Here is a 26,395-nt window from a genome sequence, read left to right on the forward strand (position 1 = left end):
CCCTGAAGTCCTGGGCCTCCGGCCCGGACCCGCGCCCCTCGAACGCCGGAGGGAACGTGGGGCCGAATCGCCGCTGCCCGAGGACCTCGGATATCCAGCACCCGGAGGTGCCCACAGGGGCGCGGGGAACTGCGCGAGCAACCCACCACCCGCCCGCAGAGGACAACCGGCCCGAGAAGGGGCGCGGGGAACTGCGCGACCAGCCACCCACCGGCCCGCACACGAACGCGAAGCGGGCCGCAGGGGCGAAGCCCCGCCCCCCGGACCCCGGACCCCGAACCGGCCCCCGAGGGCCCCGCACCCCAGCGACACCCCCACACCACCCCCGGAGGGTCACCCCCCGGAGGGTCAAGGGAAGGGGCGGGGCCGGGGAACTCCCGAAACCCCAACCACCTTCTTCCGCACCCCAGTTGTGTCACCGATCGTGACCCCCTACCGTTCCCGTCATGGTGAGCCCATCGGGAACCGGACACCCCTCCGCGCGCCGGTACACCCCGCTCCGGATCGGCGTCGGGGCGCTCACGGTCGGGGCGCTCCTCGTCGGGGGCGGTGCGGTCGGGTGCTCCCGTGCGGAACAGCGCGTCACCGCCGTCACACCCGTCCCGGCTCCCACCACCAGCACCCCCGAAGAGGACTGCCGGCAGCTGGTCGGCTACTGGGCCCGGGCCGTGATCCAGAACAACCGCTGGTCGGGGCTGGACTGGGAGCAGAAGGGGTTCTCGATCGACCAGCACACGATCCACGAGCAGATCGTCGCCGCCGCCCGGGACGAGCAGCGCGCGCACGGCACCGAAGCGGCGTTGCGCCTGATAGCTCGCCAAGCCCAGGAACAGTGCACCCTGCGTCACGGAGCCATGGGGGGTGGTAACCACTAGATCCGCCCAGGTCCACCGGAGCCACGTAGATCCTCGCAGACCCATGCATATCCATGTAGATCCGCATGGGATGCGCAGGGAGCCGCGTGGACCGGCACGGGTCCGCGCCTGCCCCCCTCACGTCCGGGACGCAGCCACACCCCCCTTCCGGCCACTCCCGATCGTAACGCTCCGTAACTCGGGCGAAAGGGATGAACGGGATCCCGGCCTCCGGTTGGTTTTCACAAGATCATTACCAAAATCCGTGACCGGGACAACGCCGCAGGTGGGGCGGGTTCCCCCGACAAGCCCCCTGTCAGTAGCAAGATCGGCTCAAGCCCCTTAGCGGAACTGGGAATTCTCAGTATGTGGGCGTTCTTCGGGCGCACCAATGCCCCCATCTGTCCACAGAGCTCCCCTCGGCGTGTCCGCTCGTCATAACAAGAAAGTCACATCCTGACCTTCCCTGGTCCCCCACTCCGCCACCTGCGCCTAGAGTCACGGCCAGTCACCGCGCCGCCGGGCGCGTCTGCTGCACGGCCCCTGTACCAACCCCAGTACGGCCCGGCGAGTCACACGGCGCCTCAGCGGAGGCGTCGCGCCAGGGAGAGGACATATCGTGCGACACCGTTCCTTGCTCATACTCACCACCGTGCTCACCACGGGGGCTCTCACCCTCACCGCGTGCGGTTCGCGCGACAAGAAGGACGACGAGGGCGGCGGCAAGACCACGACCGTGGTCATCGGTGTCGACGCCCCGCTCACCGGCCAGAACTCCGCCACCGGCCTCGGCATCCAGTACGGCGTGCAGATAGCCGTCGACGACGCCAACGCGAAGAACCTGGTCCCGGGCGTCAAGTTCGCGGTCAAGGCGCTGGACGACAAGGCGCTGCCGCCGACCGGCCAGCAGAACGCCACCGCGCTCGTCGCCAACAAGGACGTCCTCGGTGTGGTCGGCCCGCTGAACTCGGGTGTCGCCCAGACGATGCAGCAGGTCTTCGCCAACGCCAACCTGGTCGAGATCTCCCCCTCGAACACCAACCCCACCCTGACCCAGGGCAAGGACTGGGCGGCCGGGAACAAGACCCGCCCGTTCAAGACCTACTTCCGCACCGCCACCACCGACGCCATCCAGGGCGGCTTCGCGGCGGACTACGCGGTCAACACGATGAAGAAGAAGAACGTCTTCGTCGTCGACGACAAGCAGACCTACGGCGCCGGTCTGGCCGCCCTCTTCAAGCAGGGCTTCACCAAGGCCGGCGGCAAGGTCGCGGGCGAGGACCACGTCAACGTGGGCGACAAGGACTTCGCCACCCTCGTCACCAAGATCAAGAACTCGGGCGCGGACCTGGTCTACTACGGCGGCCAGTACGACGAGGCGCAGATCGTCACCAAGCAGCTGAAGGACTCCGGCGCGAAGATCCCGCTCTTCGGCGGTGACGGCATCTACAGCGACACCTTCATCACCACCGCCGGCAAGGCGGGCGAGGGCGACCTCGCCACCTCGGTCGGTGTCCCGGTCGACACCCTCCAGGCCGCCAAGGACTTCATCCAGAAGTACAAGGACAAGAAGTACCCGGGCGACTACGGCACCTACGGCGGCTACTCGTACGACGCGGCCACCGCGATCATCAAGGCCGTCGGCAACGTGGTGAAGGACGGCAAGATCCCCGCCGACGCCCGCCAGCAGGTCGTCGCCGAGGTCCAGAAGACGGACTTCGAGGGCATCGCCGGCAAGGTCTCGTTCGACCAGTTCGGTGACACCACCAACAAGCAGCTGACCGTCTACCAGGTCACCGACGGCAAGTGGAAGGCCGTGAAGAGCGGCACGTACAACGCCGGCTGATCCCAGCCCGTCCCTGTACGGCCCGGGACGCCTGGAACACCCGTAACACCTGTTCCAGGCGCTCCACCCGCTCCACCCGTTCCACTCGCACCACCCCGCATCACCGCTCTACCGCACCACCCGCACCACCCGCACCACCGCACGACAACAGGGCCGCGCGGCCACGGCAACCCGTCCACCGCGCGGCCCGACGTCTACTCCCCTTGCACTCACTCCCCATCCACATGGAGGCCATGCGGTGCACACCCTGCCGCAACAGCTGGCCAACGGGCTGCTCCTCGGCTCGATGTACGGGCTGATCGCCATCGGCTACACGATGGTGTACGGCATCGTCCAGCTCATCAACTTCGCCCACGGCGAGATCTTCATGACCGGCGCCTTCGGCGGACTCACGGTCTACCTCTACGTGCTGCCCGACGGCATATCCATGTGGATAGCCCTCCCCCTGATGCTCATCGGCGGCGCGCTCGTCTCCGTGCTCATCGCCCTGGGAGCGGAACGCTTCGCCTACCGACCACTGCGCGGCGCGCCACGCCTGGCACCGCTGATCACCGCGATCGGCCTCTCGCTCGCGCTCCAGCAGGCGGTCTTCAACTGGTACCCGAAGGCCAAGAACGACGAACCGTTCCCGCAGCTCCCCGGCGGACCGTTCCACGTCGGCTCGATCACCTTCGGCTCCGGTGACATCTTCCTGATCACCGCGGCCCCGCTCTGCATGGCGGCGCTCGCGCTCTTCGTCCGCTCCTCGCGCACCGGCCGCGCCATGCAGGCCACCGCGCAGGACCCGGACACCGCCCAGCTCATGGGCATCGACACCAACCGCATCATCATGATCGCCTTCGCCATCGGCGGCATCTTCGCCGCCGTCGCGGGTGTCGCCTGGGGCCTCAAGTACGGCTCCATCAAGTACGAGATGGGCTTCCAGGCCGGCCTCAAGGCGTTCACCGCCGCCGTCCTCGGCGGCATCGGCAACATCTACGGCGCCATGATCGGCGGCGTGGTCCTCGGCCTCGCCGAGACCATGGCCAGCGCCTACATCTCCAACGTCCCCGGGATGCAGCAGCTCGGCGGCTCCGGCTGGGCCAACGTCTGGGCGTTCGTCCTCCTCATCCTCGTCCTGCTCTTCAGGCCACAAGGCCTGGTGGGCGAACGCGTCGCGGACAGGGCGTGATCCACATGACCACCAGCACCACCACCAGCACCGTCGCCCCCACGGCCGAGCCGCGCGGCATCCTTCCGCTGCCCGCGTCCGCCGCCCGGCTGCTCGTCGCGGTCGGCGCCGTCGCCACCATCGCCTCCACCTTCCTCGCCTGGACCTGGACCTCCGAGTTCCCCGGCGACCTCACCGTCACCGGCTACCCGGCCGGCCTCCAGACCCTCACCCTGGTCGCCGGAGTGCTCACCCTGCTCTACGCCCTCGCGGGCTACGGGATACGGGGCCTGGGCTGGCTCAACCCCGGCGGCACCAACAACCCGGTGCTGCTCGCCGCGGTCTCCGCGTTCGCCGTCGTCTGGTACACCGCGATCGCCATCGCCTACGACCTCGGCGGACTCGCCAACCTGGAGCCCGGCGCGTTCGTCGCGGCCGTCGCCTCCCTGCTGCCCGTCATCGGCGCGCTCGCGCTGCCCCGCACGGGCCGCTCGCTGCGCGACCACATCGCCAAGCCCGACCGCATCCCGGCCGCGGCGCCCGTGCCCAGCTGGGTCCAGCGACTGATCATCTCGCTGGCGACCGCGCTCGGCCTGGTCGTCTTCACGTACGGCATCGGCATCGACGACGAGGAGAGCGAGACCTTCATCGGTCTGCTGCTCCTGGTCCTCTTCGCCTCCATGGCGCTGTTCGCCGCCGGCCTCTTCGACCGGTTCACCGAACTCAACGCCCGGCACAAGGGATTCGCCACCACCGCCGTCTTCCTCGCCGCCGTGATCTTCCCCTTCACCCAGAGCGAGGACCACAACGCCAACCTCGGCGCCAACATCCTCATCTTCGGCACCGTCGCCCTCGGCCTCAACATCGTCGTCGGCCTCACCGGCCTGCTCGACCTCGGTTACGTGGCCTTCCTCGGCGTTGGCGCCTACGCCGCCGCCCTGGTCTCCGGCTCCGAGTTCTCCCGCTTCTCCGGTGTGCAGGTCCCGTTCTGGGCCGCCGCGCTGATCGGCATGAGCGCCTCACTCGTCTTCGGCGTGATCATCGGCGCACCAACGCTGCGGCTGCGCGGCGACTACCTGGCGATCGTCACCCTCGGCTTCGGAGAGATCTTCCGGATCACCGTCAACAACCTCGACGGCCACTCCGGACCCAACCTCACCAACGGCCCCAACGGCATCTCCCAGATCCCCGACCTGGAGATCTTCGGGTTCAACCTGGGCGCCGCGCACGACATCGCCGGACGCACCATCGGCCGCTTCGGCAACTACCTGTTCCTGATGCTGCTGATCACGGCCCTCATCGTGCTCGTCTTCAACCGCGCCGCGAACTCCCGTATCGGCCGCTCCTGGATCGCCATCCGCGAGGACGAGACCGCCGCCACCGCCATGGGCATCAACGGCTTCCGGGTCAAGCTCATCGCCTTCGCCCTCGGCGCCTCCCTCGCCGGCCTCGCCGGCACGGTCTTCGCCCACGTCAACTACAGCGTGGTGCCCACCCCGTTCCAGTTCGCCGGCGCGGCCCCGCCCAACTCGGCCTTCCTGCTCGCGGCCGTCGTCCTCGGCGGCATGGGCACGGTCAGCGGCCCGCTGCTCGGCGCCTCGATGCTCTACCTCATCCCCGAGAAGCTCAGCTTCCTCAAGGAGTACGAGCTCTTCGGCTTCGGCGTCGCCCTCATCCTGCTGATGCGGTTCCGCCCCGAGGGCATCGTCGCCAACCGGCGCCGCCAGCTCGAATTCCACGAGACCGGCCAACTGGACGTCCCCGAAAAGGGCCTTCCGGACACCACCGTCGGCGTCACCAAGGCGGAGGCGTAACCACGATGACCGCACAGACCATCACCACCGCCCCCAGCCCCGTGCTCCAGGCGTCCGGCGTCACCATGCGGTTCGGCGGACTGACCGCCGTACGCAACGTCGACCTCACCGTCAACAGCGGCGAGATCGTCGGTCTCATCGGCCCCAACGGCGCCGGCAAGACCACCTTCTTCAACTGCCTCACCGGGCTCTACGTCCCCACCGAGGGCAAGGTCTCGTACAAGGGCACCGTGCTGCCGCCCAAGCCGCACCTGGTCACCCAGGCCGGTATCGCGCGTACCTTCCAGAACATCCGGCTCTTCGCCAACATGACCGTCCTGGAGAACGTGCTCGTCGGCCGCCACACCCGCACCAAGGAGGGCCTCTGGTCCGCCCTGCTGCGCGGCCCCGGCTTCAAGAAGGCCGAGGCCAGGTCCCGCGAACGCGCCATGGAACTCCTGGAGTTCATCGGCCTGGCACACAAGGCGGACCACCTCGCCCGCAACCTGCCCTACGGCGAGCAGCGCAAGCTGGAGATCGCCCGGGCACTGGCGAGCGAACCGGGACTGCTCCTCCTCGACGAGCCGACCGCCGGTATGAACCCGCAGGAGACCCGCGCCACCGAGGAACTGGTCTTCGCCATCCGGGACATGGGCATCGCCGTCCTCGTCATCGAGCACGACATGCGCTTCATCTTCAACCTGTGCGACCGCGTGACGGTGCTGCTCCAGGGCGAGAAGCTCGTCGAGGGCACGTCCGACGTGGTGCAGGGCGACGAGCGCGTCATCGCGGCGTACCTCGGCACCCCGTTCGAGGGGGCGCCCGGGGACGAGGAGGTCGCGGAGGTGGAGGCGGCGGCAGCCGCCGCGGCGGTCACCGCCGAGGCTCCCGCCTCCCCGGAGGCCGCCCCGGAGGCCGCTCCGGCTCCGGCCGAGGCCGATTCGGGCGCCGCTCCGGCCACCGCCGAGCCCGAGGCCGCCGCCGACGCCCCCGGCGAAGCCGATGCCGACGCCGACGCTCCACGAAAGACCCGTACCGAAGGAGACTCCCAGTGACCGCTCTTCTGGAAGTCGAAGACCTCCGCGTCGCCTACGGCAAGATCGAGGCCGTCAAGGGGATCTCCTTCAGCGTCGAGGCGGGCCAGGTCGTCACGCTCATCGGCACCAACGGCGCCGGCAAGACCACGACCCTGCGCACCCTGTCCGGGCTGCTCAAGCCCTCCGGCGGACGGATCACCTTCGACGGGAAGCCGCTGGCCAACATCCCCGCGCACAAGATCGTGTCGCTGGGACTGGCCCACTCCCCCGAGGGCCGGCATATCTTCCCGCGACTGTCCATCGCCGAGAACCTCCAGCTCGGAGCGTTCCTGCGGAACGACAAGGACGGCATCGAGAAGGACATCCAGCGGGCGTACGAGCTCTTCCCCATCCTGGGCGAACGGCGCAAGCAGGCGGCCGGCACACTGTCCGGCGGCGAGCAGCAGATGCTCGCGATGGGCCGGGCCCTGATGTCCCAGCCCAAGCTGCTGATGCTGGACGAGCCGTCGATGGGCCTCTCCCCGATCATGATGCAGAAGATCATGGAGACCATCGTCGAACTGAAGGCCCAGGGCACCACGATCCTGCTCGTCGAGCAGAACGCCCAGGCCGCGCTGTCGCTGGCGGACCACGCCCATGTGATGGAGGTCGGCGAGATCAAGCTCTCCGGCTCCGGGCAGGACCTCCTCCACGACGAGAACGTCCGCAAGACGTACCTCGGCGAGGACTAGCAAGGGTTACGTGTACGGGCCGCGCCACGAGGAGTGGCGCGGCCCGTACACGTTGAGGGGCGCGGGGAACTGCGCGACAAGCCACAGGTCACCCGGAGACAAGAACCAGGCCGCGCCTACCCCTTCGCTGCCTTCTTCTCCTCCGCGTCCTCGATGACCGCCTCCGCCACCTGCTGCATCGACAGGCGCCGGTCCATCGACGTCTTCTGGATCCACCGGAACGCGGCGGGCTCGGTCAGCCCGTACTGCGTCTGGAGGATCGACTTCGCGCGGTCGACCAGCTTGCGCGTCTCCAGACGCTGGGAGAGGTCCGCGACCTCCTGCTCCAGCGCCTTCAGCTCGGTGAAGCGGGAGACCGCCATCTCGATCGCGGGCACCACGTCGCTCTTGGAGAACGGCTTCACGAGGTACGCCATCGCACCGGCGTCCCGCGCCCGCTCAACGAGATCGCGCTGCGAGAACGCGGTGAGCATCAGGACCGGGGCGATGGACTCCTTGGCAATCTGCTCGGCCGCCGAGATGCCGTCCAGGACCGGCATCTTCACATCGAGGATGACCAGGTCGGGGCGGTGCTCCCGGGCGAGCTCGACGGCCTTCTGCCCGTCCCCGGCCTCACCGACGACCGCGTAGCCCTCTTCTTCGAGCATCTCTTTGAGGTCGAGGCGGATGAGGGCCTCGTCCTCGGCGATGACGACGCGGGTCGTCAGCGGCGGGACGTGCGACTGGTCGTCGTCGGCGACGGGCTGGGGCGACTCGGGGGCGGTCACGGGGGCTCCTTGTTGCGGGGCAGGCACTGCTTCCCAAGAGCGTACCCAGCTGCGGTAAGGTGTGGTCACGGCGGGTAGCCGCCTACCTTTGGTTCCAAGGATGCCCCGGTAGCCCAGCGGTAGAGGCAATGGTCTCAAACACCATCCAGCGTCGGTTCGAATCCGACCCGGGGTACTTTTCGTGCGAATCCATGGTCACGCATCGTTGAGGTCGGCCCCGTCGGCGCCCGCCCTTCGGAGCCGGGCCCTCGGGTGGTCCTCCTCCGGCCCGGCCTCCGTTCCCGCCGCGGTGCGGTTCAGCGCGTGGGGCTGTCGTCCTCGCCGATGTGGTGGACGCGGACCAGGTTGGTGGAGCCCGCGACCCCGGGCGGGGAGCCCGCCGTGATGACCACGATGTCGCCCCGCCGGCAGCGGCCGATCTTCAGGAGTTGTTCGTCGACCTGCGCCACCATCGCGTCCGTCGACTCCACGTGCGGCCCGAGGAAGGCCTCCACGCCCCAGGTGAGGTTGAGCTGGGAGCGGGTGGCGGGGTCGGGGGTGAAGGCGAGCAGCGGGATCGGTGAGCGGTAGCGGGAGAGGCGCTTGACCGTGTCGCCGGACTGGGTGAAGGCGACGAGGTACTTGGCGTTGAGGAAGTCGCCCATCTCGGCCGCCGCGCGGGCCACCGCGCCGCCCTGGGTGCGGGGCTTGCTGCGTTCGGTGAGCGGCGGCAGGCCCTTGGCGAGTACGTCCTCCTCGGCCGCCTCGACGATGCGGCTCATGGTGCGGACGGTCTCCACCGGGTATTTGCCCACGCTCGTCTCGCCGGAGAGCATCACCGCGTCCGTGCCGTCGATGACGGCGTTGGCGACGTCGCTGGCCTCGGCCCGGGTGGGGCGGGAGTTGTCGATCATCGAGTCCAGCATCTGGGTGGCGACGATGACGGGCTTGGCGTTCCGTTTGGCGAGCTTGATGGCTCGCTTCTGGACGATCGGGACCTGTTCGAGGGGCATTTCGACGCCCAGGTCGCCGCGCGCGACCATGATTCCGTCGAAGGCGGCCACGATGTCGTCGATGTTGTCGACGGCCTGCGGCTTCTCGATCTTGGCGATCACGGGGACGCGGCGGTTCTCCTCGTCCATGACGCGGTGGACGTCCTCGATGTCGCGACCGCTGCGGACGAAGGAGAGGGCGATGACGTCGGCGCCGGTGCGCAGGGCCCAGCGCAGGTCTTCGACGTCCTTCTCGGAGAGCGCGGGTACGGAGACGGCGACGCCGGGGAGGTTGAGCCCCTTGTGGTCGGAGACCATGCCGCCCTCGATGACGCGGGTGTGTACGCGGGGGCCTTCGACGCCGACGACTTCCAGGGCGACCTTGCCGTCGTCGACGAGGACGCGCTCGCCGGTGGTGACGTCGTCGGCGAGGCCGGAGTAGGTGGTGCCGCAGGTGTGGCGGTCGCCCTCGATGTTCTCCACGGTGATGGTGAACTCGTCGCCGCGTTCAAGCAGTACGGGGCCTTCACGGAAACGTCCGAGGCGAATCTTCGGACCTTGAAGGTCGGCGAGCACTCCGACGCTGCGGCCCGTCTCTTCGGCGGCCTTGCGCACGCGGTGGTAGCGCTCCTCGTGGTCCGCGTACGTGCCGTGGCTGAGGTTGAAGCGGGCGACGTCCATTCCGGCCTCGACCAGTGCCTTGATCTGGTCGTACGTGTCGGTGGCGGGCCCCAGGGTACAGACGATCTTTGCTCGACGCATGCTTCGAGCCTAGGCCTTACCGGCCGGTAGAGAATTGGTCCGGCATGACTACTCAACAACCTTTGCATGAAGGGTTATTGACAACTGTTGAATTGTGCGCCGGGGCGCTCCGATGAGCGGGCGGCACGTGGCCCCGGACCCCGCGCAAACCCTTGACATGTTCAGGTCTCGACGCTGAAATATGTTCGTTTTCGTTTGAGCTCGTTGAATTCGGCGCCCCTACCTCGACGGAGCCGCACATGTCATCGCTCAGGAGACTCACAAGAACCACAAGGTTCAGGAAACGGGCCGGCACCGCACTCGCCGCATTTCCCCTGCTCGCGGGCGGCCTGGTCGCCCTCGCCGCCACGGCCGCGCCGCCCGCCGCAGCCGCGTCGTCCAAACCGGCCGCGCAATCCGCCCCGACGGTGGACAACGGCCTCGCCCGGACCCCGCAGATGGGGTTCAACAACTGGAACTCCACCCACTGCCGGGCCGAGTTCAACGAGACGATGGTCAAGGGCATCGCCGACACCTTCGTCTCGCAGGGCCTCAAGGACGCCGGCTACACCTACGTCAATCTGGACGACTGCTGGGCCCTGCCCAACCGGGACGCGAGCGGCAACCTCGTCCCCGACCCGGTGCGCTTCCCGCACGGCATCAAGGCCGTCGCCGACTACGTGCACTCCAAGGGCCTGAAGTTCGGCCTCTACTCCAGCGCGGGCACCAAGACCTGCGACGTCCAGGGCTTCCCCGGCGGCCTCGGCCACGAGCAGCAGGACGCGAACCTGTGGGCCTCCTGGGGCGTCGACTATCTCAAGTACGACAACTGCAACAACGCCGGCGTCGACGCCAGGCAGCGCTACCGGGCCATGGGCGACGCGCTGACGGCGGCCACCCGCTCCACCGGCCGCCCGATCCTCTACAGCATCTGCGAATGGGGCTCCAACCAGCCCTGGACCTGGGCCCCGGCGGTCGGCAACTCCTGGCGGACCACCGGGGACATCAGTGACTCCTGGTCGAGCATGATCTCCATCGCCCATCAGAACCAGCCGCTGGCGCCGTACGCCGGGCCGGGCGCCTGGAACGACCCCGACATGCTGGAGGTCGGCAACGGCGGGATGAGCGACACCGAGTACCGCACCCACTTCAGCCTCTGGTCGCAGATGGCCGCGCCGCTGCTGATCGGCAGCGATCTGCGCACCGCGAGCGCCTCGACGCTCGCCATCCTCAAGAACACCGATGTGATCGCGGTGGACCAGGACCCGCTGGGCCGGCAGGGCACGGTCGTCTCCAGCTCCGGCGGTCTCGTGGTGATGGCGAAACCGCTGGCCGACGGGGGCCGTTCGGTCACGCTCACCAACGAGACCACCTCCGCCAGGACGATCTCCACGACGGTGCAGGACATCGGCATCGGCGGGGCGTCCTCGTACGCGCTGAAGGACCTGTGGTCCAAGGCCACCAGCACCACCACCGGCACCATCAGCGCGTCGGTGCCCGCGCACGGCACGGTCATGTTCCGGGTGACGCCGGGCACTCCGGTGCCGCCGCCGACCGGCGTGAGCCAGCTGAGCGATCTGCCGTGGACCTCGGCGGCGGGCGGCTGGGGCCCGGTGGAGCGCGACCGCAGCAACGGCGAGCAGGCGGCGGGCGACGGCCGCACCCTGACCATCGGCGGCACGACGTACGCCAAGGGCCTCGGCACCCACGCGCCCAGCGAGATCACCTACCACCTCGGGGGCGCCTGCTCCTCGCTCGGGGTCGACGTGGGCGTGGACGACGAGTCGGTGAGCCAGGGGTCGGTGCGGTTCCAGATCTGGCGCGACGGCACGCTGGCCGCCGACAGCGGCGTACGGACCGCGGCCGACGGGCCCAAGCACCTGAGCGCCGACCTCAGGGGCGGCACCGCGTTGCGGCTGGTGGTCACCGACGGCGGGGACGGCATCACCTACGACCACGCCGACTGGGCCGACGCCAAGCTGGCCTGCGGCAGCGGTCCTTCGGCCGGTACGCACGACCTGAGCGACCTGTCCTGGTCCTCGGCCGTCAACGGATGGGGGCCGGTCGAGAAGGACCGCAGCAACGCCGAGCAGGCGGCGGGCGACGGCCGGCCGCTCACCGTCAACGGGACGGTGTACGCCAAGGGGCTCGGCACCCACGCGGCTTCCTCCGTCGCGTACTACCTGGGCGGTGGCTGCTCCTCGCTGACCACGGCGGTGGGGGTGGACGACGAGGTCACCACCAAGGGATCGGTGGTGTTCCAGATCTGGCGGGACGGCAGGCTCGCCGCCGAGAGCGGGAAGCTGACGTCGGCGGACGCGGCACGGACGCTGAGCGCGGATGTCACCGGTGCGCTGGAGGTACGGCTGGTGGTCACCGACGGCGGTGACGGGGTCGACTACGACCACGCCGACTGGGCGGGTCCCCGGCTGACCTGCGCGTAGCCGGGAAGAAGCGCACGGTCCCGGGTGGCGAGGCCGCCCGGGACCGTCGTGTTTTCCCGTGGTCATCCGATCGAAACCCGGCAGGGGTGTTGCGGATGGCCGGTTCTGCGCCAAAATCCTCTCGACCTTCTACGCGCGTCGAGGACGTCTACGCGCGTAACACCTCGTCAGGGAGTGCATCACATGCCGCTGAACCGTAGGACGTTCCTGGGCACCACGGCCGCCGCCGGAGCCGGTGCGGCCATAGCCGGGGGCGTCGCGGCCCCCGCCGAGGCCCATGAGCGCGGGCACGGCCACGCGCCGAAGCGGTACTCGTTCAGCGTCATGGGCACCACCGACCTGCACGGCAATGTCTTCAACTGGGACTACTTCACGGACAAGGAGTTCGACGACAAGGCCCACAACGACGTCGGCCTCGCCAAGATCTCCACGCTCGTGGAGCAGGTCCGCAAGGAGAAGGGCCGCCACAACACCCTGATGATCGACGCGGGTGACACCATCCAGGGCACCCAGCTGTCGTACTACTACGCCAAGGTCGACCCGATCACGGCCAAGCACGGCCCGGTCCACCCGATGGCGCAGGCCATGAACGCGATCGGCTACCACGCCGCCGCCCTCGGCAACCACGAGTTCAACTACGGCATCCCGGTGCTGCGCAAGTTCGAGGAGCAGTGCGACTTCCCGCTGCTCGGCGCCAACGCGCTGGACGCCAAGACGCTGAAGCCGGCCTTCCAGCCGTACGTCATCAAGCGGCTGTGCACCCCGCACGGGCGGGACGTGAAGGTCGCGGTCCTCGGCCTCACCAACCCCGGCATCGCCATCTGGGACAAGGCCAACGTCAGCGGCAGGATGGTCTTCCCGGGCCTGGAGGAGCAGGCCGCGAAGTGGGTGCCGAAGCTGCGTTCGATGGGTGCGGACGTGGTGATCGTGGCGGCCCACTCGGGGTCCTCCGGCACCTCCTCCTACGGTGACCAGCTGCCGTACATCGAGAACGCGGCGGCGCTGGTGGCCCAGCAGGTGCCGGGGATCGACGCGATCCTGGTCGGGCACGCGCACACCGAGATCCCCGAGTACCGGGTGGCGAACAAGGAGACCGGCAAGGAGGTCGTGCTGTCGGAGCCGCTGAAGTGGGGGCAGCGGCTGACCGTCTTCGACTTCGACCTGGTGTGGGAGAAGGGCCGCTGGACGGTGGAGAAGGCGGGTGCGAAGGTCCTCAACTCCAACACCGCCGCCGAGGACCCGAAGATCGTCCGGCTGCTCTCCGACGAGCACCGGAAGGTCGTGGCCTACGTCAACCAGGTCATCGGCACGTCGAAGGCGGCGATGAGCACCGCCGAAGCGGCCTGGAAGGACGAGCCGATCATCGACCTGATCAACGCGGTCCAGGTGGACACGGTGAAGGCGGCGCTCGCGGGTGGCGCGTACGCGGCGCTGCCGGTGCTGTCGCAGGCGTCCTGCTTCTCGCGTACGGCCGTCATCCCGGCGGGCCAGGTCACCATCAAGGACGCGGCCGGGCTGTACCCGTTCGAGAACACGCTCGAAGCGCGGGTGCTGACGGGTGCGCAGCTCAAGGACTATCTGGAGTTCTCGGCTCGGTACTACGTGCAGACGCCGGCCGGGGCGCCGGTGGATCCGGCGAAGCTGACGAACGCGGAGAACACGCCGGACTACAACTACGACGCGGTGTCGGGGCTGGTGTACGACATCGACGTCGCCAAGCCGGCCGGTTCCCGGATCGTGAACCTCTCCTTCCAGGGCAAGCCGCTCGATCCGGCCGCGCAGTTCGTGCTCGCCGTCAACAACTACCGCGCCAACGGCGGCGGCAACTTCCCCCATGTCGCGGGGGCGAAGCAGGTGTGGGCGAACTCCGAGGAGATCCGGAACACGATCATCGCCTGGGTGAAGGCGAAGGGGGTCGTGGACCCCGCCACGTTCGCTTCCGCGGACTGGAAGCTGGTCCGGGACGGAGTCCCTGTCTTCTAGCCCTCCAGGGGGATCAGGCCCTCCGGGGTCCTCGGGGCCGGGCGGGGTACCTCGGGGCGGGTGAGGCCGAACGTCGTGAACGCCGTGCGGGCGGGGAGCGGGTACGGCTCCTTGCCTGTCAGGGTGTTCAGGATCGCCGCGCTGCGCCAGGCCGCCAGGCCCAGGTCGGGGGCGCCCACACCGTGGGTGTGCCGCTGCGCGTTCTGGACGTAGACCGCTCCCGTGACCGAGGCGTCCAGGACGAGCCGGAAGTCCGCGTCGATGCGCGGGCGTTCGGAGGAGTCCAGGCGCATATAGGGGTCGAGCCCGGACAGTACGCGGGCCAGCGGGCGCTCCCGGTAGCCGGTGGCGAGGATCACCGCGTCGGTGGTCAGCCGGGAGCGCACCCCCTGCTGGGCGTGTTCCAGATGCAGTTCGATCCGGGTGGTGGCGACCCGGCCGGCGGTGCGGACGTTGACTCCGGGGGTGAGGGTGGCGTCGGGCCAGCCGCCGTGCTGGGTGCGGCGGTAGAGCTCGTCGTGGATGGCGGCGATGGTGCCGGCGTCGATGCCCTTGTGGAGCTGCCACTGCCGGGGCACCAGCTCGTCGCGGACGGGCTCGGCCAGCGCGTGGAAGTAGCGGGTGTAGTCGGGCGTGAAGTGCTCCAGGCCCAGCTTCGAGTACTCCATGGGTGCGAAGGTCTCGGTGCGGGCGAGCCAGGTGAGGCCCTCGTGGCCCGGCGGGCGGCTGCGCAGCAGGTCGAGGAAGACCTCGGCGCCGGACTGGCCGGAGCCGACGACGGTGACGTGGTCGGCGGCGAGGAACCGCTCGCGGTGGTCCAGGTAGTCCGCCGAGTGGATGACGGGCACGGCGGGCGCGTCCGCGAGCGGCTTGAGGGGCTCCGGGACGTACGGCTCGGTGCCGACGCCCAGGACCAGGTTGCGGGCGAAGGCGCGGCCCAGCGCCTCGGCCTGGCCGTGGGCGTCGAGCTGGGTGTAGTCGACCTCGAACACCTCCCGTTCGGCGTTCCAGCGCACGGCGTCCACCTGGTGCCCGAAGTGCAGGCCCGGCAGGTTCTCGCTGACCCAGCGGCAGTACGCGTCGTACTCGGTGCGCTGGATGTGGAAGCGCTCGGCGAAGTAGAACGGGAAGAGCCGTTCGCGGTGGCGCAGGTAGTTGAGGAACGACCAGGGGCTGGCCGGGTCGGCGAGGGTCACCAGGTCGGCCAGGAACGGGACTTGGAGGGTGGTGCCCTCGATGAGCAGGCCGGGGTGCCAGTGGAAGGCCCGGCGCTGTTCGTAGAAGGCGGTGGAGAGGCCGCCGGGCACCCCGTCGGCGAGGGCGGCGAGCGAGAGGTTGAAGGGGCCCACTCCGATGCCCACCAGGTCGTGCGGACGGTCGATGTCTTGGGCGGGTTCCGGTGCGGTCATCGCGGGGTGCTGCCTTCCACGGTCTTGAGGAGCTGGGCCAGGTCGCCGGTGGTGGTGTGGGGGTTGAGCAGGGTGGCCTTGAGCCACAGGCGCCCGTCGGCGCGGGCCCGGCCGAGCACGGCCCGGCCCTCGGTGAGCAGGGCGCGGCGGATCGCGGCGACCTCGCCGTCGGTGGCGCCGGCCGGGCGGAACAGGACGGTGGAGATCGCGGGCCGTTCGTACAGGTCGAGTCCGGGGTGTCGCTCGACGAGGTCCGCGAGGGTCTGGGCGAGCCCGGCCGTGCGGTCGACGAGGGCGGCGAGTCCGGTGCGGCCGAGGGCGCGGAGGGTGACGGCGATCTTCAGTACGTCGGGTCTGCGGGTGGTCCGCAGGGAGCGTCCGAGGAGGTCGGGCAGGCCCGCTTCGGTGTCGTCCTGGGCGTTGAGGTAGTCGGCGGTGTGCGCGAGCGGGGCGAGGCGGGCCGGATCGGGGACCGCGAGGAGCCCGGCGGCGACCGGCTGCCAGCCGAGTTTGTGCAGGTCGAGGGTGACGGAGTGGGCGTGTTCCAGGCCGTGCAGCTTGCCGCGCTGGGTGTCGCTGAAGACCAGGGGGCCGCCGTACGCGGCGTCGATGTGCAGCTCGGCGCCGTGCCGGGCGCACAGGGCGGCGATCTCGGGGAGCGGGTCGATGGCTCCGGTGTCGGTGGTGCCTGCGGTGGCGGCGACGAGCAGGGGCCCGTGCAGGGCGGTGAGGGCTTCGTCGAGGGCGGCGGGGTCGAGGGTGCCGGTGGGGGCGGGGACGGTGACGGGCCGCGGCAGTCCCAGCAGCCAGGCGGCGCGGGTGAGCGAGTGGTGGGCGTTGGCGCCCCGGACGAGCTGGACGTTGCCGTGCCGTTCGCGGGCCAGGAGCAGGGCGAGCTGGTTGGACTCGGTGCCGCCGCTGGTGACGAGCGCGTCGCCGCCGGGCCAGAACTCGGCGGCAAGCGCCCGGGTGACGAGGGCTTCGAGTTCGGCGGCGGCGGGGGCCTGGTCCCAGGAGTCCAGGGACGGGTTGAGGGCGCAGGCGGCGAGGTCGGCGGCTGCCGCGAGGGCCAGTGGCGGGGTGTGCAGATGGGCGGCGCAGCGCGGGTCGGCGGGGTCGGCCGCGCCTTCGGCGAGGGCCCCGACCAGGGTGTCCAGTGCCTCTTCGGCGCCGGTGCCGTGCGCGGGGAACACCTCGCCGACCGCGGCCCGGACCCGCAGGGCCACGGCTTCGGGGCCGCCGGGCGGCAGCGGGCCGCCGCGGGCCGCCGCGCCCTCGCCCAGCGCGTCCAGGACGACGCCGAGGAGGGGGCGCAGGGCGGCGGGGCCGGTGGGGCCGCCGGCTAGGGGCGGGGTGGGCATGGGGGGGTCCTTCGGGTACGCGAACGACGGCTCCACCAGCGTGGGGCGTCGCGGCGCGGTGGGGCCGCCCCGCGGGGCGATCTCAACCCGAAAGTGGTACTTGGCCCCCGGAGGCGGGGTGCCGGGGGGTGGCGCGCTGGTATGAGCACGCCACCCCGGTGACCGGGCCCGGCCGGTCAGGCGTTGCGTACCGCCAGTGCCCGGCGCAGGTCGTCGACCTGGTCGGTCAGCTTGCGGCGCAGCGCCGGCAGGAGGTCGTCGCGGGACAGGCAGGCCTCGCCGAGGGCCACCGCCTCCTCGTCGACCGCGAAGTGCGGGAAGGCATAGCGGCCGGCCGCCTCCGCGATGGCGGGGCCGCGCCGGGCGGCCAGCGGGACCGCGTCGACGTAGAACGCGGCCACGTACTCCCTCAGGAGGTCGGCCTGTTCGGGCTGCCAGAAGCCCTGGGCGGTGGCGGTGAACAGGTAGTTGGAGAGGGTGTCCCCCTCGAACATCGCGGCCCACGCGGCCGTCTTGGCCGACGGGTCGGGCAGCGCGGCGCGGCAGCGGGCGGCGCCCTCCTCGCCCGTGGCGCTGTGGTCGCGGGCCAGCTCGGCGTCGATCTCCGCCTCGGAGACCGCGCCCAGGACCGCGAGGCGGTTCAGGACGCGCCAGCGCAGCTCCGGGTCGAGCTCGGGGCCGCCGGGCACGCTCCCGTCGGCCAGCCACTCCTGGATGGTGTGGGGCTGGGCGGCGCAGTCGATGAAGTGGCGTACGGCGATGAGCCGCAGGCCCGGGTTGTCGCCGTCCTCGGTGCGCCGCAGCAGGTCCCGGGTGAGCTCGCCGAGGAGCGCGAGGGCGGCGGGGCGGGCGCTGTCGGGGAGGTAGCGGTCGGCGGCCTGGGCGGCGGCGAAGACGAGGACGCCCTGCACGACGGCGAGGTCCGACTCGTACGGCAGGTGGGCGCGGGCGGCCTCCAGATAGGCGGCGGGCGCCAGCCGGCCGTCGCGGACCATGTCGCGGGCGGCGTTCCAGAGGACGGCGCGGGCGAGGGGGTCGGGCAGTCCGGACAGGGAGCGCAGGGCGGTCTCCCAGGACTCGGGGTCCAGGCGCACCTTGGCGTAGGAGAGGTCGCCGTCGTTGAGGAGCACGAGCGCGGGGCGGGCGCCGGGGCGGGTGAGGGGCGCGCCGGGGACGTCGATCTCGTGGCGTTCGCGCAGTACGAGGCGGCCGGGGCGGGCGGGGTCGGTGTCGTAGGCGCCGACTGCGATCCGGTGCGGGCGGTCGCCGTCCTGCCGGACGGTGAGCGTCCAGGAGCCGTCGGCTTCGTCGACCGCCGGCGTGAGGGTGTCCACGCCGGTGGTGCGCAGCCACTTCTGTGCCCAGGTGTGTACGTCGCGGTCGGTGGCGGAGGCGAGGTTATCGATGAAGTCGGTGAGCGTGGCGTTGCCGAACTTGTGGCGTTCGAAGTGGGTGTTGATGCCCGCGAGGAAGTCCTTCTCGCCCATCCAGGTCACCAGCTGGCGCAGCGCGGAGGCGCCCTTGGCGTAGGAGATGCCGTCGAAGTTGAGCATCGCGGAGGCGGTGTCGGGCACGGCGGCCGGGTCGGGGGCGACGGGGTGGGTGGAGGGGCGCTGGTCGGCGTCGTAGCCCCAGGTCTTGCGGACGATGCCGAAGTCCACCCAGGTGTCGGTGAAGCGGGTCGTCTCGGTGAGTGTCTGGTAGCCCATGTACTCGGCGAAGGACTCGTTCAGCCAGATGTCGTCCCACCAGCGCAGGGTGACCAGGTCGCCGAACCACATGTGGGCCATCTCGTGCGCGACGACCATGGCGCGGGTCTGGCGCTCGGTGTCGGTGACGGCGGAGCGGTAGATGAACTCGTCGCGGAAGGTGACCAGACCCGGGTTCTCCATCGCGCCCGCGTTGAACTCGGGCACGAAGGCCTGGTCGTAGGAGTCGAAGGGGTAGGGCTCGTCGAACTTCTCGTGGTAGCGGTCGAAGCACTGCCGGGTGATCTCGAAGAGTTCGTCGGCGTCGGCGTCGAGGTGGGGGGCGAGCGAGCGGCGGCAGTGCAGGCCGAAGGGCAGGCCGGCGTGCTCGGTGGTGATCGAGTGCCAGGGGCCGGCGGCGAGCGCCACGAGGTAGGTGGAGAGCAGTGGTGTGGTGGCGGCCTTCCAGCGGCCCCCGCCCTGGTGTTCGGTGATGCCGTTGGCCAGGACGGTCCAGCCCTCGGGGGCGGTGACGGTGAGGTCGAAGGCGGCCTTGAGGTCGGGCTGGTCGAAGGCGGCGAAGACGCGCTGGACGTCCTCCATGAAGAGCTGGGTGTAGAGGTAGGTCTCGCCGTCGGCCGGGTCGGTGAAGCGGTGCAGTCCCTCTCCGGTGTGCGAGTACGTCATCTCCGCGTCGACGCGCAGTTCGTGCGGGCCCTCGGTGAGGCCGGTGAGCGCGAGACGGTTCCCGGTGAGGGCGGCGGGGTCCAGCGGCTGCCCGTCGAGGCTGACCGAGCGCAGGGTGGCCGGCTTGACCTCGACGAAGGTGTCTCCGGCCGCCGTTGCGGTGAAGTGGATGACGGTGTGGGAGTCGAAGGTCTCCTCGCCGGTGGTGAGATCGAGGTCGATCTCGTACCGCTGGACGTCGAGGAGCCGGGCACGGGTCTGCGCTTCGTCGCGCGTCAGTACGGACATGGAGGCCATGCTGCCCGATGTGCCCCGGCCGGCACATCGGGATGGTGTTGCGCTCTCAGCGCACGCGCCCGGCGGACGGACGGCTCACGAGGACTTGGCGATCGTCTCGTGGTGCCTGATCACCTCCGCGATGATGAAGTTCAGGAGCTTCTCGGCGAAGGCCGGGTCCAGTTTGGCGTTCTCCGCGAGGCGGCGCAGCCGGTCGATCTGCTGGGCCTCGCGCGCGGGGTCGGCCGGCGGCAGCTTGTGCTCGGCCTTGAGGTGGCCGACCTGCTGGGTGCATTTGAAGCGCTCCGCGAGCATATGGACGACGGCCGCGTCGATGTTGTCGATGCTGTCCCGGAGCCGGGCGAGTTCCGCCTGCACGGAGGGGTCGATCGTGGTCATGGTCGTCGAGCTTACGTGGCCGGGCCGGGGATCGTCGGAGGGTGTTCAGGATCCGGGATCCTCTCGCTCCAGCCGCCGGGGACGGCCCTTCCCTGCTGCTCGCGGAAGCGGACCGGGGCGGTGCCGACACGCCGGGTGAACAGCCGGGAGAAGTAGGCGGGGTCGTCGTAGCCCACCCGGCGGGCCACGGCGGCGACCGGCAGCTCGGTGGCGGCGAGCAGTTCCTTGGCCCGGCCGAGGCGGATGCCGAGCAGATAGTCCTTGGGGCTGCACCCGGCGCCCCGGCGGACCGCGGTGCGCAGCTCGGCGGGGGTCATCCCGTGCCGGGCGGCGTGCTCGGCCACCGACAGCGGCTGGAAGGCGTCGCGGGCGAGCGCCTGGAGGACGGGGTCGCCGTCGGGCGCGAGGTCGGCGCGGGCGCGGCGCAGGGCGACGAGGAGTTCGTGGACGGCGGCGGCCGTCTCGACCTCCAGGAGCGGGTTGCCCCGGCGGGCGGCCCGGGCGATCCGGCCCACGGCCGCGCGGGCGCCGGCCGTGTCGGCGAGCGGGACGACGGGCCGGTCGGGCTCGATGTAGCCGAGCTCGGTGTAGGTGGCGGTGGCGGGTCCGGCGAAGTCGACGAACGACTCGTCCCAGCCGGTGGCCGGGTCGGGTCCGTAGTGGTGGGGCACGCCCGGGGTGAGCCAGATCAGCGCGGGCGCGGTGACGGCGACCCGCCGCCCGTCCGTGCCCTCGAACCAGCCGCCGCCCGCGCCGATCACCACGGCGACGTGGTGGTCCAGGGTGCGCGGCCCGACGGCGGGCAGGGTGCCGTGCTGCAGGCCGACGCCCAGGCAGACAAGGCCGAGCCGGTGGTGGACCTGGCTCGGCGTGAAGTAGCGCATCCAGGTGTGGTACATGCCGCCCGTGCCGCCTCCCGTCACCTTTTTGCGTCCAATCAGCGCCGATCTTTGTCCATGGACCCCGGCCCGCGCCAGGGGTGACAGTGGTGGGGGCGCGGAACGAGAGAGGGGCGGGGCCGATGGCCGACTTCACCGTGGGTGAGCGGGACTTTCTGCTGGACGGACGCCCGGTGCGGCTGCTGTCGGGGGCGCTGCACTACTTCCGGGTGCACGAGTCGCGGTGGGGCCACCGGCTGGCGATGCTGCGGGCGATGGGGCTGAACTGCGTCGAGACGTATGTGCCGTGGAACCTGCACGAGCCGGCCCCGGGCCGCTTCCGGGACCCCGAGGCGCTCGGCCGGTTCCTGGACGCGGCGCACGCGGCCGGGCTGTGGGCGATCGTGCGCCCCGGCCCGTACATCTGCGCCGAGTGGGACAACGGCGGGCTGCCGCACTGGCTGACGGGGGCGCTGGGGCGGCGGGTGCGCACCCGGGACCGGGAGTACCTCGGGCATGTGGAGCGCTGGTTCGGCGCGCTGCTGCCGCAGGTCGTGGCCCGGCAGACCGACCGGGGCGGTCCGGTGCTCATGGTGCAGGTGGAGAACGAGTACGGCAGCTACGGCACGGACCAGGTGTATCTGCGGGCGCTCGCGGACCTGCTGGGCGAACTGGGCGTGACCGTACCGCTGTTCACCTCCGACGGGCCGGAGGACCATATGCTGAGCGGCGGCTGCGTGCCCGGTCTGCTCGCCACCGCGAACTTCGGCTCGGGTGCCCGCGAGGGCTTCGAGGTGCTGCGCCGCCACCGGCCCGGGGGGCCGCTGATGTGCATGGAGTTCTGGTGCGGCTGGTTCGAGCACTGGGGCGCGGAGCCGGTGGTGCGGGACGCCAAGGAGGCGGCCGGGGTGCTGCGCGAGATCCTGGAGTGCGGTGCCTCCGTCAACCTCTACATGGCGCACGGCGGCACCAGCTTCGCCGGGTGGGCGGGCGCCAACCGGGACGGCGTGGAGCATCTGGGCCCGCTCCGGCCGGACGTCACCTCCTACGACTACGACGCGCCCATCGACGAGTACGGCCTGCCGACGCCGAAGTTCTGGGCGTTCCGCGAGGTGCTCGCCGAGTACGCCCGGGAGCCGCTTCCCGCGCCGCCGCCCGCGCCGCCGCGGTGGGGCGCGCCGGTCACCGTGCCGCTGACGGGGTGGGTGGCGGCCGAGGAGGTACTGGAGGCGCTGGGGACGGCGGAGGAGGTGCACGCGGTACCGCCGACGTTCGAGGAGCTGGACGTGGACCGGGGGGTGGTGCGCTACCGGTTCGAGGTGCCCGGTCCGCGGCAGCCGTATCCGCTGCGGGTGCTGGGTCTGCGGGACCGGGCCGTCGTCCTTGTCGACGGGGTGCGGGCCGGGGTGCTCACCGAGGACGACGCGGTGCTGCCGGAGCCGGTCGCGGGGCCCGCCGAGATCGAGCTGTGGGTGGAGTCGCTGGGGCGCGTCAACTACGGGCCGACGCTCGGTGAGCCGAAGGGGATCACCGGCGGGGTGCTCCACGAACGCCAGTTCCTGCACGGCGTACGCGCGCGTGGCCTGCGGCTGGACGCCTTCGAGGACGCGCTCGCGGACCCGGAGCGGATGCGGCGGCTGTCCTTCGGTGCGCCCGCGGGGGCGGGGCGGGGGCTGTTCCGGGGCACCTTCGACGCCCCGGACGCGGGCGACGCGCGCCTGGAACCGCGCGGTCTGGTGCGGGGGTTCGTCTGGGTCAACGGCTTCTGCCTGGGGCGGTACTGGAACGCCGGTCCGCAGCGGTCCCTCCATGTTCCCGGGGCGGTGCTGCGGGAGCGGGCCAACGAGGTATGGGTGTGGGAGGCCGAGGCGGAGGACGCGACGGGCGCGGAAGTGACGCTCCACTAGCGCTCGAAGGTCCCCGGGAACACCGCCTGGCCCTCTCCTGCCCCCCGGGTACGGCCGCTGCCCCGCCCCCTCCGGAGGGGGCGGGGCAGTTCCCGGTTCCCCCGGTTACGCCTCGCGCACCTCGAACGCGTCGAGTGTGAACTCCGCCGTCCCGTCGTCCCCGGCCTTGCGCAGCCCGACCCAGGCCTCGCCGCTCGCGGGGGCCGTGAACTCGTAGCCGAACACGGTCGGCCCGGTCGCCTCCCCGAACACCTCCCGGCTCAGCTCGCGGGTGCCGGAGCCCTCGTCGACGGCCGTGACCCACGCGTACTGTCCGGCCTTCTCACACGCGTACCGGAAGGCCACGCGGTAGCGCCTGCCGGGCAGGAAGCGGACGGTGAAGGGCACGGTCCGGTACACCAGACCCTCGTTCTCGCCGCGCGACTTGAGCGACTGGCCGCCGTCGATCACATCGTCGATCGCCTTCCCGTTCCAGCCCCGCTGGGTGTACGGGGCGTGCCGCTGCGCGATGTGGGTGCGGGGGTCGGTGGCACCACCCGCGTCGCCCTTGACGAAGACGCCCCAGCCCTGCGGCACGTTCTCGAAGTCCTCGTACACCAGCGCACCTTCCTTGACGGTGGGCCGGGCGGGCACGATCCGTACGTTGTCGAACCGCACCCGGGCCTCCCCCGCCTCGGCGCACAGGCTCAGCTCGACCGGGCCGCCGCCCTCGGGGACCGTGAAGTGGGTGAACATCCGCTGGAAGCGGGTGCCGTGCTTGCGGTCGGCGGCGACGAAGTTGGTGGCCGTGGAGGTCGCCGTCCAGGTGCGGGCGCACACCCCGTCGGCAGTGCGCACCTCCAGGGCCGCCACCCGCCGCTCCCCCGCCCGCTCACCCACCTCGACCTGCACGGACGCGGCGTAGGTGCCGGGCGCGAGGCGGGCCGGACGCTGGCCGACCGAGGCCGCCGCGCCGGCGCCGATCACCAGCTCGTAGTCGCCGAGTGCGCTGCGGCGCACGGAGGCCGGGCCGCTGACCGTCCAGCCCTTCAGGGAGCCGGAGTGGAAGCCGGGGTCGTACAGGCCCGTGCCCTGGCCCCAGCGCGGGTCACGGGCGCGGGCCCGCTCGCGCACGACGACATGGGGCTGCCCGGCCGCCGCGCCCTCGATGGTGACCGTGCCGGAGCGGACCGGCAGCTCCCGCGCGTCGGCACGGCCCTGGTCGGTGAGCCGGTACAGGACGACCGTACGGGCCCCGGACCAGCCGCGCGGCAGCCGCCAGCGGGTCGTGCCACCGGCCGGGTTGTAGTGGTAGAGCTTGGCCGGGTCGGCCGCGCGGCGCGGCTCCCACGGCAGCAGATAGGCGCCGCCGTCGTAGACCACGCGCCCGTCCGTGGTGATCCGGCGGGTGCCGTCGGTGTCGGAGACCGAGGTGGCGCCGGGACCGAAGAAGGTGACCTCGTGCTCGTCCCAGCGCCGGACCGGATACGCCTGGAGGTACTTGGCGGGCAGCGAGTGCGTCCAGATCAGCTCGTAGAACGCCGTCCAGTCGGTCTTGCCGACCCAGCCCTCGAAGGTGCCCATCCGGGAGTGGCCGAGCAGGGTCGGCCACTTGTCGGCGAAGACGTCCTTCTGGTGGTGGCGGATGAACCGGATCAGCCGGGAGTTGATCCCGCGCGAGGTGTCGCCGCCGTAGTCGGTCTCGTTGGCCCAGTGCGACCAGAGCGAGGAGCGCTCCAGGCCGTGGCCCCACTCGGAGGCGACCAGCCAGCCCTGGGCGCGCAGCTCGCGCTGGAGGCGGTCGGAGGTCCAGCCGGACTCGCGGAACACGTCGATGTACAGGCCGTCCAGCGCCGGGTCCGTGTCGCGGCGCAGCGCGGCGAAGCGGCGGGCGATGTCACCGGAGACCAGGTCGCGGCGCTGGTCGATGCGGTACGACTGGTCGAGCCAGTCCCACTGCTCGTTCGCCTTGTCGACCAGCGTCTCGGAGAAGGCGTGGGCGACGGGGTAGGACTCGGTGGCGTTGACGTGGACGGCGAAGTCACTGTTCCACTTCTTGCCCTCGCGGACCAGGTGGTTGAGGTCGTCGAGGCCGCCGGCGCGCTCGTTGTAGTTGCCCGCGTAGTCGGGGTGGGCCGAGTCGTGGCCCTCGGACTGGTAGCCCTTGAGCAGGGTGTACTGGCGCAGCCCGTCGGTGGCGAGCGAGATCCGCTTGACGTTGTCGAGGGTGGCCAGGAACGGGTTGGTCGCCTGCGAGGCGAAGTTGAAGGGGATGTGCGGGACGACCCGCAGATGCTGTTCGTCGGCGCCGAGCGGGTTCACCATGATGTCGCGGAAGGCGATGGCCGCGTCCTGCCAGTCGACGGTGCCGTCGCCGTTCCGGTCGCCGGTGACGATCACGGTGGCGTACGGCAGGGGCTCGGTGTCGTCCACGGCGGCGGTGGCGGCCCGGTGGGTCCACTGGCCCGGGACGAGCCGGGCCTCGACGTATCCGTCCCGCCGTACGGTCTGGCGCCACAGCCGCCCGTTCTCCCAGGTGGTCCCGGCGGCGCTGGCGGGCTCGTCGTAGACGGTGTTGGTCTCGACGGCGCCGCCGAGGGTGTCGTGGGCGACGACGGCGTAGGCGCAGCCGACGGGTGCCGCGTCCGGGGCGGTGTCCGCGGTGAGGCGGACGAGCGTGTCGCCGCTCCTGGCCTTGTCCAGCTGGATCCGGGCCGCGTACAGGACCGCGCCCGGCTGGTCGGCGCGGACGGAGAGCAGGGCGAGGCCGGGGATCTGAAGGGTGCCGATGCGCAGCGCGGGGGTGTCGTGGATACGGGTGGCGCGCCAGTGGACACGGTCGGCGTCGACGCGGATCTCCACGTCGACGCAGGTGCCCGTGCCGCCGAAGGCGAGGGTGTACGCGGCTCGGTCGCGGGCCGTGCGCGCGGTGACGGCGGGTGTGTGGGCCACACCGTCGACCAGCACGGTCGTGACGGGGTCCTGCTGCCCGTACAGCTTCGCGCCGGTGGGGCGGTGGGTGTACGCGATGACGCGCGGGAAGGCGGTGTCGACCCTCACCTCCAGGTGGGGTGAGCGGATGACGCCCTCGCCGGTCGCCGCCGCGCGGGCGGTGCCGGGCGCGCCGAGCGCGGCCCCCGCCCCGGCGAGCGCGGTGGCCGCGACCACGGTCCTCCGCTTCGGTCCGCGTGTCTCTTCGGCGTTCACGACAGCCTCCTGGGTTGCGACGGGGTGTCTCGTGCCAGGTCACGATGGGCTGGGCGGGTGGGGTGCGCCCATGGACAAATGGGCGGGGTTGTTGGACTCAGCGGCTCGTCCGGGGGCCGGCGGGTGGCTGGTCGCGCGGTTCCCCGCGCCCCGGAGAGCCCTGGGCCGAGCCGGTTCCCCGGCTGCGGCCGGCCACCTCGGGGGCGCCGGGGACCGCGTGCGCGAGCCGGCACGGCCCGCGGACGAACGGGGGTCGCACGGGCCGGCCGGGATCGGCGCGCACCGGT

The 26,395-nt window shown here is 71.2% G+C and carries 17 protein-coding genes and 1 tRNA gene; 10 read left to right on the forward strand and 8 right to left on the reverse strand.

Translation table 11 applies throughout. The annotated features are described in order from the left end of the window. The first annotated feature begins 446 nt into the window (after positions 1-446). From ACZ5ID_RS14190 to ACZ5ID_RS14215, 6 genes are all read left to right on the forward strand, one after another. Complete coding sequence (locus ACZ5ID_RS14190; RefSeq protein WP_468897224.1) at positions 447-875, forward strand: hypothetical protein; 429 nt, start codon at positions 447-449, stop codon at positions 873-875. A 598-nt stretch (positions 876-1,473) separates the two neighbouring features. Next, positions 1,474-2,700: a branched-chain amino acid ABC transporter substrate-binding protein gene (locus ACZ5ID_RS14195; protein WP_468897225.1), complete on the forward strand. Its 1,227-nt coding sequence runs from the start codon at positions 1,474-1,476 to the stop codon at positions 2,698-2,700. 238 nt (positions 2,701-2,938) lie between these two features. Then, the gene (locus ACZ5ID_RS14200) at positions 2,939-3,871 is read left to right on the forward strand and encodes a branched-chain amino acid ABC transporter permease (protein WP_406552834.1); all 933 of its coding nucleotides are present in this window, start codon (positions 2,939-2,941) and stop codon (positions 3,869-3,871) included. Between the two features lie 5 nt (positions 3,872-3,876). Continuing rightward, positions 3,877-5,664 carry a branched-chain amino acid ABC transporter permease gene (locus ACZ5ID_RS14205; protein ID WP_468897226.1) on the forward strand — a complete coding sequence of 596 codons (1,788 nt, stop codon included), beginning with the start codon at positions 3,877-3,879 and terminating at the stop codon, positions 5,662-5,664. A 5-nt stretch (positions 5,665-5,669) separates the two neighbouring features. Next, positions 5,670-6,698 carry an ABC transporter ATP-binding protein gene (locus ACZ5ID_RS14210; protein WP_468897227.1) on the forward strand — a complete coding sequence of 343 codons (1,029 nt, stop codon included), beginning with the start codon at positions 5,670-5,672 and terminating at the stop codon, positions 6,696-6,698. Further along, positions 6,695-7,411, forward strand: a complete 717-nt coding sequence (locus ACZ5ID_RS14215; protein WP_406552837.1) for an ABC transporter ATP-binding protein — start codon at positions 6,695-6,697, stop codon at positions 7,409-7,411. Before ACZ5ID_RS14210 ends, ACZ5ID_RS14215 begins: the two co-directional genes overlap by 4 nt. A gap of 116 nt (positions 7,412-7,527) precedes the next feature. Here ACZ5ID_RS14215 and ACZ5ID_RS14220 read toward each other — a convergent pair whose 3' ends face one another. Further along, positions 7,528-8,178 (reverse strand): ANTAR domain-containing response regulator, encoded by a 651-nt coding sequence (locus ACZ5ID_RS14220; protein WP_358835146.1) that lies wholly within the window; start codon positions 8,176-8,178, stop codon positions 7,528-7,530. Between the two features lie 102 nt (positions 8,179-8,280). Between ACZ5ID_RS14220 and ACZ5ID_RS14225 the strand changes: the two genes are divergently transcribed. Further along, positions 8,281-8,353 (forward strand) — tRNA-Leu (locus tag ACZ5ID_RS14225). Between the two features lie 121 nt (positions 8,354-8,474). On the opposite strand, the gene pyk is transcribed toward ACZ5ID_RS14225, so the two are convergent. Next, the gene (gene pyk / locus ACZ5ID_RS14230) at positions 8,475-9,911 is read right to left on the reverse strand and encodes a pyruvate kinase (RefSeq protein WP_468897228.1); all 1,437 of its coding nucleotides are present in this window, start codon (positions 9,909-9,911) and stop codon (positions 8,475-8,477) included. Between the two features lie 239 nt (positions 9,912-10,150). Between pyk and ACZ5ID_RS14235 the strand changes: the two genes are divergently transcribed. Both ACZ5ID_RS14235 and ACZ5ID_RS14240 read left to right on the forward strand, forming a co-directional pair. Beyond that, on the forward strand, positions 10,151-12,334 hold the full coding sequence (locus ACZ5ID_RS14235) for an NPCBM/NEW2 domain-containing protein (protein WP_468897229.1): 2,184 nt from the start codon (positions 10,151-10,153) through the stop codon (positions 12,332-12,334). A gap of 183 nt (positions 12,335-12,517) precedes the next feature. Further along, positions 12,518-14,317, forward strand: coding sequence for a bifunctional metallophosphatase/5'-nucleotidase (locus ACZ5ID_RS14240; protein ID WP_468897231.1), 1,800 nt, complete (start codon positions 12,518-12,520; stop codon positions 14,315-14,317). Here the strand turns inward: ACZ5ID_RS14240 and ACZ5ID_RS14245 are convergent. The 5 genes from ACZ5ID_RS14245 to ACZ5ID_RS14265 form a co-directional block, all read right to left on the reverse strand. Next, entirely contained in the window at positions 14,314-15,726 is a 1,413-nt protein-coding gene (locus ACZ5ID_RS14245; RefSeq protein ID WP_468897233.1) for a lysine N(6)-hydroxylase/L-ornithine N(5)-oxygenase family protein, read from the reverse strand. The genes ACZ5ID_RS14240 and ACZ5ID_RS14245 overlap by 4 nt on opposite strands. After that, the gene (locus tag ACZ5ID_RS14250; protein ID WP_468897235.1) at positions 15,723-17,087 is read right to left on the reverse strand and encodes a pyridoxal phosphate-dependent decarboxylase family protein; all 1,365 of its coding nucleotides are present in this window, start codon (positions 17,085-17,087) and stop codon (positions 15,723-15,725) included. The genes ACZ5ID_RS14245 and ACZ5ID_RS14250 overlap by 4 nt, the downstream gene beginning before the upstream one ends. A 176-nt stretch (positions 17,088-17,263) precedes the next feature. After that, complete coding sequence (pepN, locus tag ACZ5ID_RS14255; RefSeq protein WP_468897237.1) at positions 17,264-19,750, reverse strand: aminopeptidase N; 2,487 nt, start codon at positions 19,748-19,750, stop codon at positions 17,264-17,266. A gap of 84 nt (positions 19,751-19,834) precedes the next feature. Continuing rightward, positions 19,835-20,137, reverse strand: a complete 303-nt coding sequence (locus ACZ5ID_RS14260) for a chorismate mutase (protein WP_358836478.1) — start codon at positions 20,135-20,137, stop codon at positions 19,835-19,837. Positions 20,138-20,148: 11 nt separating this feature from the next. After that, complete coding sequence (locus ACZ5ID_RS14265; protein WP_468897239.1) at positions 20,149-21,036, reverse strand: helix-turn-helix domain-containing protein; 888 nt, start codon at positions 21,034-21,036, stop codon at positions 20,149-20,151. 122 nt (positions 21,037-21,158) lie between these two features. On the opposite strand from ACZ5ID_RS14265, the gene ACZ5ID_RS14270 reads away from it, so the two are divergent. Beyond that, entirely contained in the window at positions 21,159-22,922 is a 1,764-nt protein-coding gene (locus tag ACZ5ID_RS14270) for a beta-galactosidase (RefSeq protein ID WP_468897241.1), read from the forward strand. Between the two features lie 105 nt (positions 22,923-23,027). Here ACZ5ID_RS14270 and ACZ5ID_RS14275 read toward each other — a convergent pair whose 3' ends face one another. After that, positions 23,028-26,108 carry an endo-alpha-N-acetylgalactosaminidase family protein gene (locus ACZ5ID_RS14275; RefSeq protein WP_468897243.1) on the reverse strand — a complete coding sequence of 1,027 codons (3,081 nt, stop codon included), beginning with the start codon at positions 26,106-26,108 and terminating at the stop codon, positions 23,028-23,030. Positions 26,109-26,395: the final 287 nt, after the last annotated feature.

This window comes from Streptomyces sp. NPDC031670 (genome assembly GCF_055580545.1).